This is a genomic window from Microvirga sp. P4_G7 (assembly GCF_056401005.1).
In genome coordinates this window covers 1-17,357 of record NZ_JBFUKD010000023.1, presented here as the reverse complement: position 1 = coordinate 17,357, position 17,357 = coordinate 1, and the positions used below count along the sequence as shown (strand labels likewise).

Genomic DNA, 17,357 nt, shown 5'->3' with positions numbered 1-17,357 from the left:
GTCCTCGTCGCCGGCCGTAGCACCACCATCGTCGTGCTGGTCCTGACGGGGCTCGCCGTCGGGAGCCTCGCGGGGGCGGCGACCTCGCTCGCCATTTCCCTGTCGCCGAATCCCTTCGCCGTCACCGAGATCGTGTTCTGGCTCCTCGGCTCGCTGGAGGATCGCTCCAGCGTTCATGTGATGCTGGCCTTGCCCTTCGTCCTCATCGCGAGCGTCCTTCTTCTGATTGCGGCGCCGTCCCTGCGGGCGCTGGCGCTCGGCGAGGACACCGCGAAAAGCCTCGGCGTCGACATGACCCGCCTGCGGTTGTCGATCGTGGGCGCCGCCGCCATCGGCACCGGCGCCTCGGTGGCGGTCGCCGGGTCGATCGGGTTCATCGGCCTCGTCGCGCCCCACCTAGTGCGGCCTTTCGTCGGCTACGACCCCGCGCGGACGATGATCCCGGCCGGTCTCGTCGGCGCGGCGCTCCTCCTCGCCGCCGATTGCGCGGTGAGGCTCATTCCGACGAGTTCCGAGGTGAAGATCGGCGTTCTCACCGCCATGCTCGGGGTGCCGTTCTTTCTCTGGGTCATCTTCAAGCGCAAGGCCGAGCTTTCGGAGACCCCGGCATGACCCGGCTCGACGCCGAATCGCTGTCGGTGAAGCTCGGCGGCCGCACGGTCGTCGGATCCGTCGACCTCGCCTTCGAATCGGGGCGGCTCACGATGATTCTCGGCCCCAACGGCGCCGGGAAGACGACGCTCCTGCGCGCCCTCGCCGGATTGCTCGTCCCCGCGAAGGGGGCCGTACGTCTCGACGGCCGGGACGTCACCGCCATGAGCGGAGCCGATCGGGCCCGGACCGTCGCCTATCTCCATCAGGGCGGCGGCATTGCCTGGCCGTTGCCGGTGGCGAGCGTCGTCGCCCTGGGACGTCTCCCCCATGGGGAGGTGCCCGATTCGCTTCCGATGATCGGCCGCGCCGCGGTCGAGGAGGCCATCGCCGCCGTCGACTTGAAGGGCTTCGAAACCCGCCCGGCAACCGAGCTCTCCGGTGGTGAGAGGGCGCGGGTTCTCCTCGCCCGGGCGCTCGCGACAAAGGCTCCCGTCCTGCTCGTCGACGAGCCGATCGCGGCGCTCGATCCGCGCCATCAGCTCCTCGTCCTCGACGTGCTGCGCTCCTATGCCCGGGCCGGGGCCGTCGTCGTCGCCATCACCCACGACCTCACACTCGCCGCCCGTTACGCCGACGCGATCGTCCTGATGGATCGAGGCACCGTCCGGGTTCATGGAGCACCCGAAATCGTCCTGACACCGCCGCATCTGGCGGACAGCTTCGGCATCGTGGCCCGCGTCATGATGGACGACGGCAGGCCGGTCATCATCGCCGAAAACCCCGTCTCCAGGCCGTTCTGACCCCAAAATCGCCCGTGGCGGCCCCCTCCGGACGCCCCTGTCGACCGCTGGCATTTGACAAAGCGCCGAACGCGACGGATACCCGGCCCTTCATCCGGCAGAGCCTATGAACCGACAGCTTCTCAAGAAAATGCTGATCGTCGCGCACGATCTGATCATGACCGTCGTGGCGGTGCTCGCGACCTTCTACGTGCGTTTCGACGGTTGGCTGCTCTCGGAGCGGCTGGCTCACCTCCCCCTGTTCCTGCCGCCGTTCCTGATCGTCGCCGGCGGCGTCTATTGGTATTTTCAGCTCTACCGCTCGAAGTGGCGCTTCGCCTCCCTGCCGGATCTGTTCAATATCTTCCGGGCTTCGAGCGTTCTCGCCCTCGTGCTTCTCGTCACCGATTACATCCTGGTGTCGCCGCAGCTCTTCGGTTTCTATTTCTTCGGCAAGATCACGATCGCCCTCTATTGGCTGATCCAGATGTTCCTGCTGGGCGGACCCCGCCTGGCCTTCCGTTATGTGAAATACGCACGCTCGCGGAATGTGCTGGAGCGGGACGCCAATGTGCCGACCCTGCTGCTCGGCCGCGGCAGCGACATCGAGCTGATCTTGCGCGCCATCGAATCGGGCACCGTCAAGAAGATGCAGCCGAAGGGCGTTCTATCCTACCGCAACGATGATCTCGGCCAATCGATCCGCGGCGTGCCGGTGCTCGGCACCTTCGCCGATCTCGATCAGGTGGTGCTGGATTTCCAGGAGCGCGGCACGCCGATCCGCCGCCTCGTCGCGACCCCTAGCGCCCTCGTTCCGGAAGCACAGCCCGACAAGCTGATCGCCCGCGCGCGCCGTCACGGTCTGCCGCTCGTGCGCGTCACCAGCATCGGCGAGGGCATGCGCGACGCCGAACTCGCACCGCTCGAAATCGAGGACCTTCTTTTACGCCCGACGGTGCAGATCGATCGCGTGCGTCTCGAAAACTTCATCCGCGCCAAGCGCGTTCTCGTCACCGGCGGCGGCGGCTCCATCGGTTCGGAAATCTGCACCCGCGCGGTCGCTTTCGGCGCGAGCGATCTGATGGTTCTCGAAAGCTCCGAGCCTTCGCTGCACCAGATTCTCGAGAACCCGACGCTCCTCACCAGCGACACGCGCGTCGACGGCGTCATCGCGGATGTTCGCGACCGTGAGCGCGTGCTTCAGGTGATGCGCGATTTCCGCCCCGACGTGGTGTTCCACGCGGCCGCGCTGAAGCATGTTCCCTACCTCGAAACAAACTGGACCGAAGGCATCAAGACGAACGTCTTCGGCACCGTGAACGTCACCGATGCGGCCGTCGAAGCGGGCGCCGGCGCCATCGTCGTGATCTCCACCGACAAGGCCATCGAGCCCGTGTCGATGCTCGGCGTGACCAAGCGACTCGCGGAGATGTACGGTCAAGCGCTCGATGCGGAGTTCATGGGCCGCGGAGGCGCGACGCGCATCATCGCCGTGCGCTTCGGCAACGTGCTTGGCTCAGTCGGCTCCGTGGTGCCGAAATTCAAAGCGCAGATCGCCCGCGGTGGGCCCGTCACCGTCACGCATCCCGACATGGTGCGCTATTTCATGACKACGCGGGAAGCCGCCGATCTCGTGCTCACGTCCGCCTCGCACGCGGACCACGAAGGGCGGGCGCTCGGACAGGGCGCCAACAGCGACGAGCGCGMATCGGTCTACGTGCTCAAGATGGGGCAGCCGGTGCGCATCTACGAACTCGCCGAACGCATGATCCGGCTTGCCGGCTACGAGCCCGGCGAAGATATCGACATCCAGGTTTCCGGCGCGCGCCCCGGCGAGCGGCTGCACGAAATTCTGTTTGCACGCGAGGAGCCGCGCGCGGAAATCGGCATCGACGGCGTCATGGCGGCGAAACCCGTCTTCGCCGATCGCGCCAAGGTCTCCGAATGGCTCGACGGTCTGCGCCGGGCCCTGAAGTCGGGCGATCGGGCGGCGGCCGAGCGGGTGTTCGAGGATGCGATCCCCGAATTCAAGCGCCGGGGTCCGCCTGTGCCAGCGCCGCAAGCCCTTCCGGAGTCCGAACCGAYGGTGTCCAGCCAAAGCGCATGAGCGCTTCCGGGCGCGCGATGAGCGACCCGGCGAGCCGCTGATAAGCCTCGCCGCGCCCGGTCAACTCCGCCGCGGCCTTCAACACGAATGCCGGACAGGGGACGAGGCCGGGCTTGCGTCCCAAACCTTTGCGCAGCGCGGCGATCATTTCTGGCACCGTGACGGGATCGGGATCCGCGACGATGAACGGCCGGCGGATCGTTCCCGGAGCCCGCAGCACCGTATCGACGGCGCCTGCGAGATTGTCGAGCGCCAGCATCGAACGGCGGCTCTTCAGGCTCCCCAGAGGCAAAGGCCACGGCGAGCGGGCAAGGCTCATGAGCGCCGCCATGTTGCCCTTCACGCCCGGTCCGTAGACGAGGACGGGACGCAGAGCGACCCAATCGATGGGCAGATCGGAAAGTCCGCGCTCGGCCTCGAGCTTCGAGCGGCCATAGGCGTCGGTCGGCTGCGGCGCGTCGTCTTCGGTCAGCACGCCATCGGCGACCGGCCCGCTCTGCGCGCGGATCGAGGACAGGAACACGAAGCGCTTCACGTGGGCGCGCTCCGCCGCACGTGCGAGCGCCAGCGTCGCATCCGTGTTGATGGTCCGGTAATCGTCTTCCGGGCGTCCCGACATGGCATGTGCGATGCCGGCGGAATGGATCACCGCGTCCACGTCGCGCAACGCGGCCGCCATGTTGTAGGGCGTCGCGAGATCCCCGATGACGGCGCTTGCGGCGCCTTCGGGAACGTCCGACGGGCGGCGCAGCAGAACGCGCACGCGGTAGCCGCGGCGTGTCAGGTCGTGCAGCAGATAGCGGCCGATGAAGCCGGTCGCGCCCGTGAGTGCGATCAGCGGCGCGTTCATCGGGCGACGACCAGGCGCGGACGCGAGAAATGCATCAGCAAGACGCTCACCACGCCAACGCCGGCGACGAGGCAGAGGATCTGTGTCGCCACGGACGGCCAGAACAGCGTCACCGTCGCAAGTCCGGCGAGAACGAGGTTCACCACGAATACGTGGCCGATGACGGACATCACCGAGAAACCATTATCCGTCGCCTTCTGGTAGAAGTGGCTGCGATGCGCCTCCCAGACTTTCTCGCCGCGCGCGAAGCGGCGCACCAAAGTGATGGTCGCGTCCATCAGATAGTAGAGCGRCAGCAGGATCGCGGCGACAGGCGCGCCGGCGCCCGCGAGCATGAGGAGCAGCCATCCCACGATCAACCCGATGGGCAGCGAGCCGACATCGCCGAGAAACAGTTTCGCCACAGGCTTGTTGAAGATGGCGAAACCGACGAGCGCGCCGCAAAGCGCCCCCGCCACGAGAGCCGCCGGTCCGATCGCCGGACCCACCGCATAGACTCCCATGAAGGTGAAGAACGCGGTGATCGGCACCATCTCGGCGACCGTCATCCAATCGAGCCCGTCCATGAAGTTGACGAGGTTCACGAACCACACGCCACCGAGAATGATGAGTCCCGTCTCCATGAAGGACGGAATGATGTCGGCCGGGAAAATCCGGCCGGGCATCTTCGTCACGAGGATGATCGCGGTCACCGCGACGAATTGCAGGGCGAGGCGCGAGCGCGCGGGAAGCGGTTTGATATCGTCGAACGCGCCCACGAAGGCGAGCAGGATCGCCGCGACGAACACCACCGCCAATTCCTGCCGCGCGAGGAACGACAGAATTCCGGACAGGCCGTTCCCGCAATCGCAAGGCGGCGACCAGGGCGTGAAAAACGCCGCCGCGATGAGAACGACGACGAGCGCCCCCATGATCGCGATGCCGCCGCCCTGCGGCGTCGGCACGTTGTGGCTCGAGCGCGCATTGGGTCGCGCCAGCGCGTAGCGCACCAGCAGCGGCTTCAACAGAAGGATCAGCACGACCGTCAGAATCGCGGACGCGAGCGGGGCGAGAAGAAGGTGTTCAGAGACCATGATATTCCCGATACCACGCCACGAAGCGGCGAACGCCTTCGGCGAGTGAAGTTTGCGGTGCAAAGCCGACATCGCGACGAAGGTCGCTCACATCGGCCCGGGTTTCGAGAACGTCGCCCGGCGGCAGCGGTCGCTCGATGCGCTCGGCCTTGATGCCGAGTTCCTGCTCGATCAGGCTGATCAGCGTGTTGAGCTCTTCCGGATTGTCGTTGCCGATATTGTAGAGGCGATAGGGCGCGGCGCTCGTCGCCGGATCGGGCGCTTTCGCGTTCCACGCGGGATTCACCGAGGGCCGACGATCGATCACGCGGACGACACCTTCGACAATGTCGTCCACGTAGGTGAAATCGCGCCAGACCTTGCCCGCATTCGCGACCTCGATCGGCCGACCCTCGGCAATGGCGCGCGTGAACGTATAGACCGCCATTTCCGGTCGTCCCCATGGTCCGTAGACCGTGAAGAAACGCAGGCCCGTCACGGGCAGACCGAACAGATGCGCATAGGAATGCGCCATCATCTCGTTGGCCTTCTTCGTCGCCGCATAGAGGCTGACGGGATGCTCGGTGCTGTCGTGCTCGGAAAACGGAAGCTTGCGATTGGCGCCGTAGACCGAACTCGACGACGCGTAGACGAGATGGTCCACGTCGCCATGGCGGCACGATTCCAGCACGTTGAGGAAGGCGACCACGTTGGAGGTCGCATAAGGCTGCGGATCGACGAAGCGCACGCCGGGCTGCGCGGCGAGATGCACCACGTGGCGCGGCCGATGGCGCTGAAAGAGCGCGCGCGTCGCTCCCGCATCCGCGAGATCCAGGCGCGCCTCGATGAAATTGGGGTGTCCGGTCAATCGCGCGAACCGCGCCTCCTTCAGCGCGGGGTCGTAATAGGGCGTGAAATTGTCGACCCCGACGACCGCATGGCCATCCCGGAGCAGCCTCTCGGCCACGTGGAACCCGATGAAACCGGCGGCGCCGGTCACGATGAGGGGAGGCGACATGGACAGGCCCGCTTCGGTTGACGGCCCGCACCTTAGAGCGTGATCGGCAAAAGGGGAATCGGGATTGCGTCGCGTGTTCTGGTGCGAGGCCTTCTCGGTGCGAAGCGGGTGTCGGGATCGATCCTCAACCGGCCGACCCTCAACCGTCATGGCCGGGCCTGTCCCGGCCACCCCGATCGGCTGGGCGCCGCGCCTCACGAAGCGAGGTCACCGGGACGAGCCCGGTGATGACAGCTGGGGATGAGGGAATGACACGCGCGGGCCGCAGCGCGGGCCTGGTCAGATCACCAGAAGGTCGCTCGCGTCGAATCCTTTCAGGTTCTTCCTGAGCATGGCGATCATCTCCGGTGCTTTGCCCCCCGCGCCGTCGACATCGTGGAAGAGCGCGCCGCTCGTGCGGTCATAGATCACGTGGTCGTTGCCGTCCTTCGCGGTGCCCTGGCCGTCGTCGCTGATGGTGAAGAACGCTTTTTTGAGTTTGCCGGCCTTGCCGAGCGCCTTGAACACTGCGTTTTCGAAGGCGATCCTGTCGCGCGTGGGGTCGAAATCGACGACCTTGTCACCATTGGTGCGGGCGTTCGGCTTGATCGTGAAGGTGAAGACGTCCTTCCCGCTGCCGCCGGTGAGCGTGTCGTTGCCCGCCCCGCCGATCAGGACGTCGTCGCCTCCCTGCCCCGAAAGTCGGTCATTGCCGCGCCCGCCCGCGATCGTCTCGTCGCTGGCGGTGCCGACGATCCTGTCGGCGCGGCCGGTGCCGTCGTCGCGCGTGTCGTTCGCGACTGCGATGGTGAAAACCCGGTCGTCGGTCAGATTGCCGTCCGAACTGCGGAGCGTGACCGCGAAGGATTTTTTCGGCGCGTCATAGTCCAGGCCGATTCCCGCCTTCAGCTTGAGCGTCGTTCCGACCATCTCGAACTTGCCGCTCGGATCGCCGTTCGGCGCGATGGAATATGTCATCGGGTCGCCGTCGGGATCGGCAGCGGACAGGGTCGCGACGGTCGCACCCGCCACGTTCTCGACGACCGTCGCAGCCGACGACCCGCTGAAGCGCGGCGCTTCGTTGACATTGGACACCATCACCTTGAGCGCCTGCGTCGCGCTGACGCCGCCATCGGAATCCGTGGCCTTCACGTGGACCGTGTGGAACTTGTGGCCGGCGGCGAGCGCCTCGTAATCGAGCGCGCGGCCGGCGGCGACCTTGAGCGTGCCGGCTTCGATGACGAACAATCCGCCCGCATTGCCGCCGCCTTCCGCCGAAGAGTCGAACACGAAGGTGACCGGCGCGGTGCCCGGAGTCGCATCGGCGGCGCTCAGGGGGCCGATGGTGAGCGCGGTTTCGGCAACCTCCCGCGCGGTCTCGCCGCCAAGCCGAATGTCCGTCGGCGCGGTGTTGTCGGGATCGACTCCGCCCGGGACGACGGTGACGGTCTTGGCCGTAAAGCGCCCGCCTGGATCGTACGCCCTGACCTCTATTTCCAGATTCTGATCGAGATGCCCGTTGACATTGCGATAGGTGAGTGAGCGCAGGACCTTCTCCACGTCCTGTATCGTCGCCGTCGCGAGGAAATAAATGCTCAAATTGAACGCGAAGCCCGGCGATTCCGTGATTGTTGCAATCGCGACGCCGCCATTCATCAGAACCTCGCCGCCCGGTCGCGAGAGACCATTGGAAAGATCGAGGCCGAGTTCATCCTGAGGGTTTCCTCGGGTCGTGATTCTGGCGGTGATGAAGTTGATCGCGCCGTCGTCGTCCGCGATCGTAGCGAGCGCACCCGTATCGAGCCTCACCGCGTTGCCGGCGACCGCGGCCGCTTGATCCCCGCCGAGATTGCCGATGACGGGAGCGTGGCGTTCGGAGAGAACAGTGCCGTTCACGGAAATCTTGTCGATTCCCCCAACGTGGAGGTCGTCGATGTCCTGCGCGGTGAGACTGTCGTTGCCGACGAGATTGAGGTGGTCGCCTTGCGATTGGTATCCGTTGATCAGCATGGCTTTGGCCCTGCTGTCCACCGTGACGACGGCATTGTCCGATCCAAGCGTGATGTAATCGATGTTGCTGATCGTCTTCCCGACGAGGCTGATCGTCGTGCCGTAGATTTGGAGAGCGTCGCTCTCTTGTGGTTGTGCGACGCCGTCGATGTGACTGACATCGTTCAGTTGTGCGGCGTTCAACACGAACGTGTCGCCGAAGTCAGACCCGGTGATCGTTTCAATGCCGGAAAAGTTCATGTCGGAGAGGAAGAAGAAGCCACCCCCGCGCAATTCCAGCGTGTCGTTACCGCCTCCGCCGACGACGACGTCGCCGTCATTGACCTGCGCCTGGCTGGCGGAGAAGACGTCGTCGCCCGCGGTGCCGGTGAGGTTGTCCACGCCCGCCGTCAGCATGATGATGCTCGGCGGTGCCGCCGTCACGATATGCGCCGATGTGCGATTGCCGATATCCGTCAGGTCGATGGCGATGTCTATCGCCTCGTCGATTCTGCCTGACGCATTGCGGTAGGTGAGTGCCCGGATGAGCTTTTCCACCTTCGCCACCTGACCGGTGATCGTCGGGTCGTCGTAGAAGCGAATGACGAGAGACGATTGGCCGTTCGACGGGTTTTCGACATGACCGATCGCCGTTCCGTCGACCGTGACGATACTGCCTTGATTGAGACCGTTCTCCAGCTGAATGCCGCCACCGAGCGTATCGACACCGAAGTAATCGTCATCATTGAACCGATATCGCGTGGAGACCCTCAAGACCGAGATCGCGCCGTCGTCGTCCGACAGCACCGCTGCAGTGCCGCTGTCGAGATGAACGGCGGCGCCATCGGCCACGACGAGAACGTCGCCATTGAGGTTCGCGGTTTGCGGCGCGATATGCGTGGTCGTCACGCCGCCTGCGACGATCGTGTCGACGCCGTGGCGATGGATCAGTGCACGCTGCTCCTGAGTGAGCGTGCCGCTCGCGACGGTCAACGTATCCCAATAGGATTCGGTGCCGTTCACCAGCATGGCTGTCGCCGCATCGCCGACGGTGAGATTCCGTGTCGTTTCGCTCAAGAAGATCGTTTCGATTCCCACGAGCGTCTTGCCGACGAGGCTGACGGTGCCGTCGAGGAGCATGAGGTCATCATGATCGCCCCCGCCCCCGTCGATGCGCGTCACGTTCTGCAGCTGAGCGGCTGATATGCCGATGCTATCATCGGCGAGCGAACCAAGGATCGTCTCGATACCGGTGAAGGTGATTCCGGGGAGGTAGAATTCGCCGCCGCCCACGAGCTGAAGCGTGTCGTTACCCCCGCCACCGGTGAGAACATCGCCCGCGCTGAGATGGGCCACATTCGTCGTGAAGACGTCGCTCGAGCCCGTCCCGGTGAAACTGTCGGCGCCGCTGGTCAGAACGAACGTATCCCCCACGCTCGCCAGCACCGTCGTCGTCTTGACCGTCGTGCGCCCGCCGATATCGGCGAGTTTGATTTCAATGGTGAGATCCTGCGCGAGATCCCCCGCGGTGCTGCGGTAGGTGAGGTTGCGGATGAGCGTTTCGACGAGTTCCGGCGTTGCGTCGGCCGTGAACTCAATGGCGAGAGCGGACGGTGCGTCGGGATGGTACTCGATATACCCGATGTAGATCGATTGTCCGCCGGCCGTGAGGATGTTGACCGTGGTGCCACTGTGCAGGTCGCCGGACAGAAGAACGACGCTGTCGCCGCCGGGATGGACGCTGGTATCGATGCCGATGATGTCGGTCGCGCTCGTGCGCGTCGTCACGCGCACGACGAGCGAGCCGAGAAGGCCGTCGTCGTCGGTGATGTCGGCTTGTGTTCCCGTATCGAGATGAACGGCTGTGCTGCCGTTGCTCGCGACTTGATCGCCGCCGAGGCCGGCGATGACGGGCGCGACCCGCGTCGTCGTCAAACCGTTATTCTCGATCGAATCGATGCCGCGGTGGTGGAGGACTTCCCGTTCCTGCGCGGTGAGAACGCCGCTCGTCAGGACGAGTTGGTCGCCGCTCGATTCGTAGGCGTAGACGCGCATTGCCGTGTCGCGATCGTCGAGGACGATCCGCGCGCCGTCGAACATCAGCTCGATACGGTCGACGTCCACCATATCCAGCGCTCTGAGGTCGACATTGGGATCGGCGGCTGTCCCTGTGATGCGAAGATAATCGAACCCGCCGTGGCCGTCGATGCGCGCCAAATCACGGAGCTGCGCCGCCGACATCGTGATGCGATCATAGGCGCTTGTTCCCTCGATCGTCTCGATGCCGGTCAGCGCAATCGTGCTCAGATCGAAGTCGCCGCCCTCCTCAAGTCTCAGCGTGTCGCTTCCGCCTCCGCCCGTGAGCTGATCGCCGTCGTCGAGATCCGCCCCGCGAGCGATGAAAAGGTCGTCGGCGCCGGTTCCGGCCAAGTCATCGGCTTCGCCACTCAAGACCAGTGTCCCGGCGGGTGCGACCACCACGTCGACAGAGGCATAGGCGGTGTCGCCGCTCCGATCCGTGAGTTCGATCTCGATGGAGTTCCTGACGACTTGCGTCGGGTTCGTCACCGTACTTGTATAGGTGATGGCCCTGACCAGCCTTTGAACGTCGTCCATCGTCGCGGCGGGGGTCAGGGTGATGTAGATGTATGTATCGTCGCCGCCTGAAAACGTCGCGATGAGGTCGCCATCGATCCTGACCTCGCTCACTCCATTTTGCTCGTTACTTAAGGTGATACCGGTGCCGTTCGTGTCGATTCCCAGGGAGTCGGACGCCGCAGGGTCCCACAAATAGACGGTGAGATAGCGCGGATCCGCGTCCGGATCGGTCACGATGGCCTGCGTCCCCTGGTCGAGGCGCACCGTTCCGGCCGTCGTGAGGACGATCATGTCGCCGTCGAGATTGGCGATCGTGGGGGTGGTGTCGGCGAGCCCGTGAGGAGGCGACGTTCCATCGGCGGCGCTGGGCAAGGCGTCGGCGGCGTGCTGATCGATCATCTGTATCCCCGGAGAGCGAACGACGCGGAGACCATCCGTCCCGCGGGGCTCCCGATCGGAACCGCCAAGGATGATTCTGTACGTTATTTCGTATCAATTGAACAGATGCCTATTTTCCCGGCATTTCCCAATTCTCACTGTCATTCCCGGCCGGAGAGGGCGGAGCCGTCGTAGGGGAAGGGAACCCATAGCGCCGCACCGTGGCGCATACGAAGTCGGGATCACGATGGGTCCCCTTCCCTCGCTTTCGCTCGCCGGGGATGACACGGAGGGGTGCGCCGGGGGACGCCGCGTTCTCCCACTGTCATCACCGGGCTTGTCCCGGTGACCTCGATTTGTGAGGTGCGACGGATTTCCTGATCGAGGTGGCCGGGACGAGCCCGGCCATGACAGCGGTGGAGGATTGTAACCCCACCCCCTTCACCGGGCTTGTCCCGGTGACCTCGATTTGGGAGGTGCGGCGGATTTCCTGATCGGGGTGGCCGACGAGCTCGGCCATGACGTCGCCGGGGATGACGATCGTTCGAGCCTCGCTCCTCAGGATGAGGCTTTCGGGAGCTCACTCGCCGCTGTCAGGTCGCGAAATCGGTCGAGACGGTCGCTTTCTTGGGGTCGGCGGCGCTCTTCGCTCCCTTTGGCTTGCCCTTGTCGGCAGGGGCGAAGGTCACGCTCTGGCGTTCTCTCGCCACGAACGCCTCCGGCATCACGGTCTGCATGTCCTTTTCCGCGGCGCGGAGATAGACGTCGTCGTGGCCCGGATAGAGATGGAAGATCGCCAGCGACTTGACGTCGGCGGCCCGGCAGAGATCGACGCCCTTCTGCCACGTCGAATGGCCCCAGCCGACGCAGCGCGTGTATTCGGCTTCCGAGAACATGCCGTCGTAGATCATCAGGTCCGCCCCGTGCACGAACGCGGCGAGGGCCGGGTCGGGCCAGGGATCGGAATGTTCGAGATCGCTGATGTAGCAGACCGCGCGGCCACGATGGTCGAAGCGATAACCGGTGGCGCCGCCGGGATGGTTCAACGGATGGGTGCGCACGGTGGCGCCGTCGCCGAAGGTCAGGGTTTCGCCGGCGTGGAAGCCGTGATGCTCGAGCTGCGCCGGCAATTGCCCGAGGCGGATGGGGAAGAGCGGGGGCGAATAAAGCCGCTCCAGCGCGTCCTTGGCGGTCTCGCCATCGAGATTGCCGCAATAGGTGCGGATGACCCGGTCGCTGTCGAACACCACCGGCTTGAAGAACGGAAAACCACCGACGTGATCGAGATGGAGATGGCTGAGCAGGATGTCGATTTCTTTCGGCGCGGCCTGGCCGAGGGCATCGCCCAAGGCGGACAGGCCAGTGCCGGCATCGACGATGAAGAGGCGATCACCGCAGCGGATCTCGACGCATGGGGTATGCCCGCCGAACTCGACGAATCGGGGACCGGACGCCGTGGTGGACCCACGGGTTCCCCAGAACCGGACCTGCAAGAGGTCGGGTGACGATGAACCCCTCATGATGATCTATACATGGCAATTCCGCAGAGCTCATCATGTGCGCTAGCGCACATGAGAGAGGACGGTAGCCATCCTGCCGCCGAAATCCTCATGCGATCGCCCTCTCTTTCGTTGCAACGCGCATCTCGACCGACGGTTCGCCTCTCGTAAAACGTATAACGGCGTCGAACGGCGGTTGGTCCATCGCCGGCGAGATGTCCGGCGTCACCAGGATCAGGCCCCGCCCCGCCAGCGCCCGACGCAGGTTGCCGACAAGCTTGTCGGCCGACGGTCCCGGCAGGCCGTCGAGAGCGCGGGCCACCACCAGCACCGCGGGCTCACGGATCAGGCACCGGACCAGATCGATGGCGGCGATTTCGGTCAGCGTGAGATCGCCGCCCCGGACGTCGATGGGACTGTTCAGGCCGATCCGGGACACGCCTTCGTCGAGACCGCGCTCGGTCAGCACGCGCCGGATGACGTTCTGAACGGATTCCTCGGCGCCCGCCTGATCCGACGCGATGCGGCCGAACAACAGATTGTCCTGCACGCTCGCCGCCGTGCAGATGCGGTCGGCGTCGTAGAATTCGATCGACGGCTGCAAGCTCACCGGCAGCATGCGCGCGAAATCCGCGCGTGCGGCGACGATGCGGTCCTGCATCGCCTCGTCGAGCAGGCCGAGACGGTGTCGGCTCTCGTTGTAGCGCAGAGCAAGACCGATCAGACGCTCCCGGTCATGCCCGGACGTCGCCCGTCGTTTCTCGTTGCGGCGCTCGACGAGATCCTCGAAATAAGCCCTGTCAGCCGCCGAGAAGAAGCCGAAACGCTCGAAGAGCGGATGACCATCCGGGATGTCGGCGAAGATTTCGATCATGCTCGTGGCGATGGACAACCCCATGCGCGCAAGGGGCTTCGTCAAATCGGCCGCTTCGAGAATGGCGCGGATGAACGGATGCGAGGCGAGGCGATCCTCGCGGAACGTGTCGCCCACCGGTTTTCCGAACAGCAGGTTCTCACCGATCGTCGCATGACGGTTGTAGCGGGTCACGTCGAAGGGATCGACGAAGCGATCGAGCCCTTCCTGCACCAGCGCCGTCTGCACGGCGCGGCGGGCCTCGACGATAGAGGCACCGAGCTTGGGCTCGCGCTCGGGATTGAACGTCGAGCCAAGCCCGCGGGCATGGGTCAGCCGGTCGAGCTTGGTGATGGTGATCGCCTCGGCCAGGCGGCGATCGAGATCAGATTGCGCTTCCGCGCCATAGACCAGGTTGTCCCGAAGCGTTCCGGGCAGGAGGACCGTTTCGCCCGCATAGGCGATGCGTTGCGCCCGTGCGATCGGATCGGCAGCCGACAGATCGGCACCACCATAAGTCAGGTGGCCCGTCGACGGCGCGAGCTGGCCGCCGATGAGCGCGGCGAGCAGCCGCGAGCCCGAATCCCCATCGCCCGCAAGGGCGGCGTGGAAGGGATAGGGCAGGTCGAGAGTGACGCCGGAAATGCGCCCCCCGCTCACCGGGTCGTACGCCGAGACGTTCTGCGCCACGAGCGATCCGGCGACCGGCAGGGGTTCCTTGGAGGCGCGGCGATCACGGGTCTGCAGAGCGGCGATGCCCTGCGCCACATCGGACAAAAGGAGACGCGCGCGCTCGAGCGCGCGCTGCCATTGCACCACTTCGCGGACGCCGAAGGCCGCCAGGGCGGCAGCCAGCGCGCTCGCGACCAACGTGCCGGAACTCACCATTCCGGCCCAACCACCGAGCGCAAGAACCACCACAGGACACAGCAGGAGCACGATCGATGCAGCCGCTTCGATCACCGCGAGGCGGCGCTCGTGCGCCTCGACGGGCACATGGCCGCCGACGATGTCGGCGCTGACGGCCTCGTTCTCATGCGGCGCCGTGCCATGGGCGTGAATAGCCGGGAGACGTTGGATCAAGGCGGCGAACACGTCGCCGACCGACCGGCCCTCGCGGCGTCGGGCATCGGCCGTGGCGAGCCGCGTGTTGAGGCGACGAATGCTCAACAGGGCGCCGACGACCAGCGTTGCCGCAAGGATAAGGCCAAGCTTCCAACCCGCCGTGAGCACGAAGGCGAGGGACAATCCGATCATTCCGCCGAGCTTGATCGACAGGATCACCGCCGCGCCGAAGATCGCGCTTTCTCCAGCGAGAATCTCACCGGCGACGGAAGCCGCCTCTGCGGTCTCCTCACGGGCCGAGGGCGGTGCGCGCAGCACCGCCTTGAGGACGATGGTCCGAATACGCCTCAGGACGCGCGTGCCCACGGAACTGATGATCACGCCGACACCGATCAGAAGGAGGCCGATCAGCATGGGAACGACGGCAACGGCGGCGATGGCCACCTTACGGAACGTCGCGGGGTCGAGGGGAAACCCCTCGAACAACACGAGGGCGCCCGCATGAATTCCCCCGGGCAGGACGAGGGCGATCGGCAGGAATGCAGGCTGCGCGGAAGGCGACACGCCGAGCGCGATCTCGTCCACCAGGGAGCGCACGAGATTGAATTCCAGAACCAGCAACACCCCCGCAGCGACAAGAAGCAGGATCGCGAGAAGATGGCGGGTCGGCGTCGTCGTCCAGGCAAGGCGCAGCGGATCGCGCTCCATGAGATGTCCCTGAAAGCTGAAAGGCGACGAGACGTTAGCCAAGCCGAACGGGCTCGGCTAGAGCGCGCTCCTTAAAAGTCGCAACTGTCTCACATCCGCGACATCAATGGCGTTGCGAACCGCACCTGTTGGCTTAGCCTGTCGCCATGTCCCATTCGCCGCTCCCCGATTCGCCGCTCCCCGATTCGCCACTCGTCGAGAAATCCATCGTGATCTCCGGGCGTGATATCTCCGGGCGGGAACCGATCCTGGCGCCCGATCGCCGCCAGTCGCTGATGGCCTCCGGCCTCCAGCGCGGCGTGCGCCGTCTGTTCGCGCAGCTCGGCCACGTCACCCTTCCCGAGCTGACCCTCGCCAATGGTCGGCGGGCCGACATCATCGCGCTCGCGCCGGACGGCGGTCTCGTCATCATTGAAATCAAATCGAGCGTCGTGGATTTCCGAACCGATCAGAAATGGCCGAATTACGAGGATTTCTGCGATCGGTTCTACTTCGCGATTCCCGAGACGGTGCCATCGGAAATCCTGCCGCCGGATCGCGGCCTCATCGTCGCCGACGCCTTCGGCGCGGCGATCATGCGGGAAGCCAATCATCATCCGCTCGCCGGCGCGCGCCGAAAGGCCGTGACATTGCGCTTCGCCCGCGCGGCGGCGTCAGTGCTGCATTCCCTGGCGGACCCCGATGCCGTCTTTGACGGCCACCTCTGAACTCGTCTTTGACGGCCACCTCTGACCCTTGCTTCGACGACCGACTGTGACGATCACTCAGCGTGGGGCGCGCTTCGCGAGAATTCGCTGCAACGTTCGACGGTGCATGTTCAATCGCCGTGCCGTCTCCGACACGTTGCGACCGCACAATTCGTACACGCGCTGGATGTGCTCCCAGCGCACGCGGTCGGCGGACATCGGATTCTCGGGCGGCAACGCGCGCTCGCCGGAGGGCGCCATCAGCGCGGCGTGGATTTCGTCCGCATCGGCGGGCTTCGCGAGATAGTCGAACGCGCCCATCTTCACGGCGGTCACCGCCGTCGCGATATTGCCGTATCCGGTGAGGATCACGCCGCGTGCTTCCGGTCGGCGGTTTTTCAATCGCTCGATCACGTCGAGACCGTTGCCGTCGCCGAGTCGCATGTCGATCACGGCGAAAGCCGGTGCTTCGCTCTCGATCGCGGCGAGACCATCGGCCACGCTTTCCGCGACGCGCACATGATATCCGCGCGCCTCCATGGCGCGCGCCAGACGCGTCGAGAAGGGGCGGTCGTCGTCGACGATCAAGAGGCTCTTGTCGGCCCGATCCTCGAACGCCACCGGCGTTTCGGCCATCAGAACATCTCCCTGCATCCCGAGACTCCCAAAATGAGGTGAGCGAACAGCTCACAGCCCGATATAGGAATGCTTCCCCTCTTCCGTTAGGTTCCGCTCTCCGGACCCCTGCGGCAATATTGCCGCACCTCTTTCAAACGTGCGACGCGGCCAAACGATCCGCGCGATCGCTCCTTTTCCCGGAGGGCTCGCATTCACGAACGCGATGTGCGCGCCGGATCGTTCGAGCAATGTCTTGGCGATGAACAGGCCCAACCCCAATCCGGACGCGACATCCTCATCGGTTTCCGTGCGTTTCGCGGCGCTGCGCGTGGTTACGTACGGTTCGCCGAGTCGCAGCAGAACTTCAGGGGCGTAGCCGGGGCCGTCGTCGCGGATTTCGATCGACACGTCGTCCGGGGACCAGCGCGCGACCACGGTCACCTTTTCGTGAGCGAAGTCGGCCGCGTTGTCGAGAATGTTGGCGAGACCGTACACCACGCCGGGATTCTTTCGCCCCATCGGCTCGGGACCTTCGCCCTCGGCGATCACCTCCACATGCGGATCGAGAGCGCGCTGGGGTGCGA

General features: G+C 65.2%; 12 protein-coding genes. 4 read left to right on the top strand and 8 right to left on the bottom strand.

All coding sequences use genetic code 11. The features are described from left to right. From AC1DT3_RS02995 to AC1DT3_RS02985, 3 genes are all read left to right on the top strand, one after another. On the top strand, window positions 1-612 hold a 612-nt coding region (locus AC1DT3_RS02995), incomplete at its 5' end, for a FecCD family ABC transporter permease (RefSeq protein WP_477463757.1). Beyond that, window positions 609-1,394, top strand: coding sequence for an ABC transporter ATP-binding protein (locus AC1DT3_RS02990; protein ID WP_477463755.1), 786 nt, complete (start codon window positions 609-611; stop codon window positions 1,392-1,394). The genes AC1DT3_RS02995 and AC1DT3_RS02990, both read left to right, overlap by 4 nt. Before the next feature lie 106 nt (window positions 1,395-1,500). Further along, entirely contained in the window at window positions 1,501-3,480 is a 1,980-nt protein-coding gene (locus tag AC1DT3_RS02985) for an SDR family NAD(P)-dependent oxidoreductase (protein WP_477463754.1), read from the top strand. On the opposite strand, the gene AC1DT3_RS02980 is transcribed toward AC1DT3_RS02985, so the two are convergent. The 6 genes from AC1DT3_RS02980 to AC1DT3_RS02955 all read right to left on the bottom strand — a co-directional run bounded on the left by AC1DT3_RS02980 (window position 3,401) and on the right by AC1DT3_RS02955 (window position 15,469). After that, window positions 3,401-4,330 carry an NAD-dependent epimerase/dehydratase family protein gene (locus AC1DT3_RS02980; protein ID WP_477463753.1) on the bottom strand — a complete coding sequence of 310 codons (930 nt, stop codon included), beginning with the start codon at window positions 4,328-4,330 and terminating at the stop codon, window positions 3,401-3,403. The two genes, AC1DT3_RS02985 and AC1DT3_RS02980, sit on opposite strands and share 80 nt — an antisense overlap. Next, window positions 4,327-5,403, bottom strand: a complete 1,077-nt coding sequence (locus AC1DT3_RS02975; RefSeq protein WP_477463752.1) for an MraY family glycosyltransferase — start codon at window positions 5,401-5,403, stop codon at window positions 4,327-4,329. Before AC1DT3_RS02975 ends, AC1DT3_RS02980 begins: the two co-directional genes overlap by 4 nt. Continuing rightward, a complete protein-coding gene (locus AC1DT3_RS02970) occupies window positions 5,393-6,400 on the bottom strand; it encodes an NAD-dependent epimerase/dehydratase family protein (protein WP_477463751.1) in 1,008 nt (335 codons plus the stop codon). Before AC1DT3_RS02970 ends, AC1DT3_RS02975 begins: the two co-directional genes overlap by 11 nt. 279 nt (window positions 6,401-6,679) lie before the next feature. After that, entirely contained in the window at window positions 6,680-11,365 is a 4,686-nt protein-coding gene (locus tag AC1DT3_RS02965; RefSeq protein ID WP_477463750.1) for a beta strand repeat-containing protein, read from the bottom strand. Window positions 11,366-11,937: 572 nt separating this feature from the next. After that, complete coding sequence (locus tag AC1DT3_RS02960) at window positions 11,938-12,864, bottom strand: MBL fold metallo-hydrolase (protein WP_477463749.1); 927 nt, start codon at window positions 12,862-12,864, stop codon at window positions 11,938-11,940. A gap of 88 nt (window positions 12,865-12,952) precedes the next feature. After that, window positions 12,953-15,469 carry an ABC transporter ATP-binding protein gene (locus AC1DT3_RS02955; protein ID WP_477463748.1) on the bottom strand — a complete coding sequence of 839 codons (2,517 nt, stop codon included), beginning with the start codon at window positions 15,467-15,469 and terminating at the stop codon, window positions 12,953-12,955. 146 nt (window positions 15,470-15,615) lie between these two features. Between AC1DT3_RS02955 and AC1DT3_RS02950 the strand changes: the two genes are divergently transcribed. Beyond that, the gene (locus AC1DT3_RS02950) at window positions 15,616-16,176 is read left to right on the top strand and encodes an MmcB family DNA repair protein (protein WP_477463747.1); all 561 of its coding nucleotides are present in this window, start codon (window positions 15,616-15,618) and stop codon (window positions 16,174-16,176) included. A 57-nt stretch (window positions 16,177-16,233) separates the two neighbouring features. Here the strand turns inward: AC1DT3_RS02950 and AC1DT3_RS02945 are convergent, their stop codons facing one another. Both AC1DT3_RS02945 and AC1DT3_RS02940 read right to left on the bottom strand, forming a co-directional pair. Beyond that, window positions 16,234-16,791, bottom strand: a complete 558-nt coding sequence (locus AC1DT3_RS02945; RefSeq protein WP_477463746.1) for an ActR/PrrA/RegA family redox response regulator transcription factor — start codon at window positions 16,789-16,791, stop codon at window positions 16,234-16,236. 51 nt (window positions 16,792-16,842) lie between these two features. Beyond that, a partial coding sequence (locus tag AC1DT3_RS02940) for an ATP-binding protein (RefSeq protein WP_477463745.1) occupies window positions 16,843-17,357 on the bottom strand: 515 nt, incomplete at its 5' end.

Coding starts and splice junctions, on each gene's coding strand:
- AC1DT3_RS02960 (WP_477463749.1), bottom strand. CDS start 12,864: ATGAGGGGTTCATCGTCACCCGACCTCTTGCAGGTCCGGTTCTGGGGA.
- AC1DT3_RS02950 (WP_477463747.1), top strand. CDS start 15,616: ATGTCCCATTCGCCGCTCCCCGATTCGCCGCTCCCCGATTCGCCACTC.
- AC1DT3_RS02955 (WP_477463748.1), bottom strand. CDS start 15,469: ATGGAGCGCGATCCGCTGCGCCTTGCCTGGACGACGACGCCGACCCGC.
- AC1DT3_RS02945 (WP_477463746.1), bottom strand. CDS start 16,791: ATGGCCGAAACGCCGGTGGCGTTCGAGGATCGGGCCGACAAGAGCCTC.
- AC1DT3_RS02970 (WP_477463751.1), bottom strand. CDS start 6,400: ATGTCGCCTCCCCTCATCGTGACCGGCGCCGCCGGTTTCATCGGGTTC.
- AC1DT3_RS02965 (WP_477463750.1), bottom strand. CDS start 11,365: ATGATCGATCAGCACGCCGCCGACGCCTTGCCCAGCGCCGCCGATGGA.
- AC1DT3_RS02990 (WP_477463755.1), top strand. CDS start 609: ATGACCCGGCTCGACGCCGAATCGCTGTCGGTGAAGCTCGGCGGCCGC.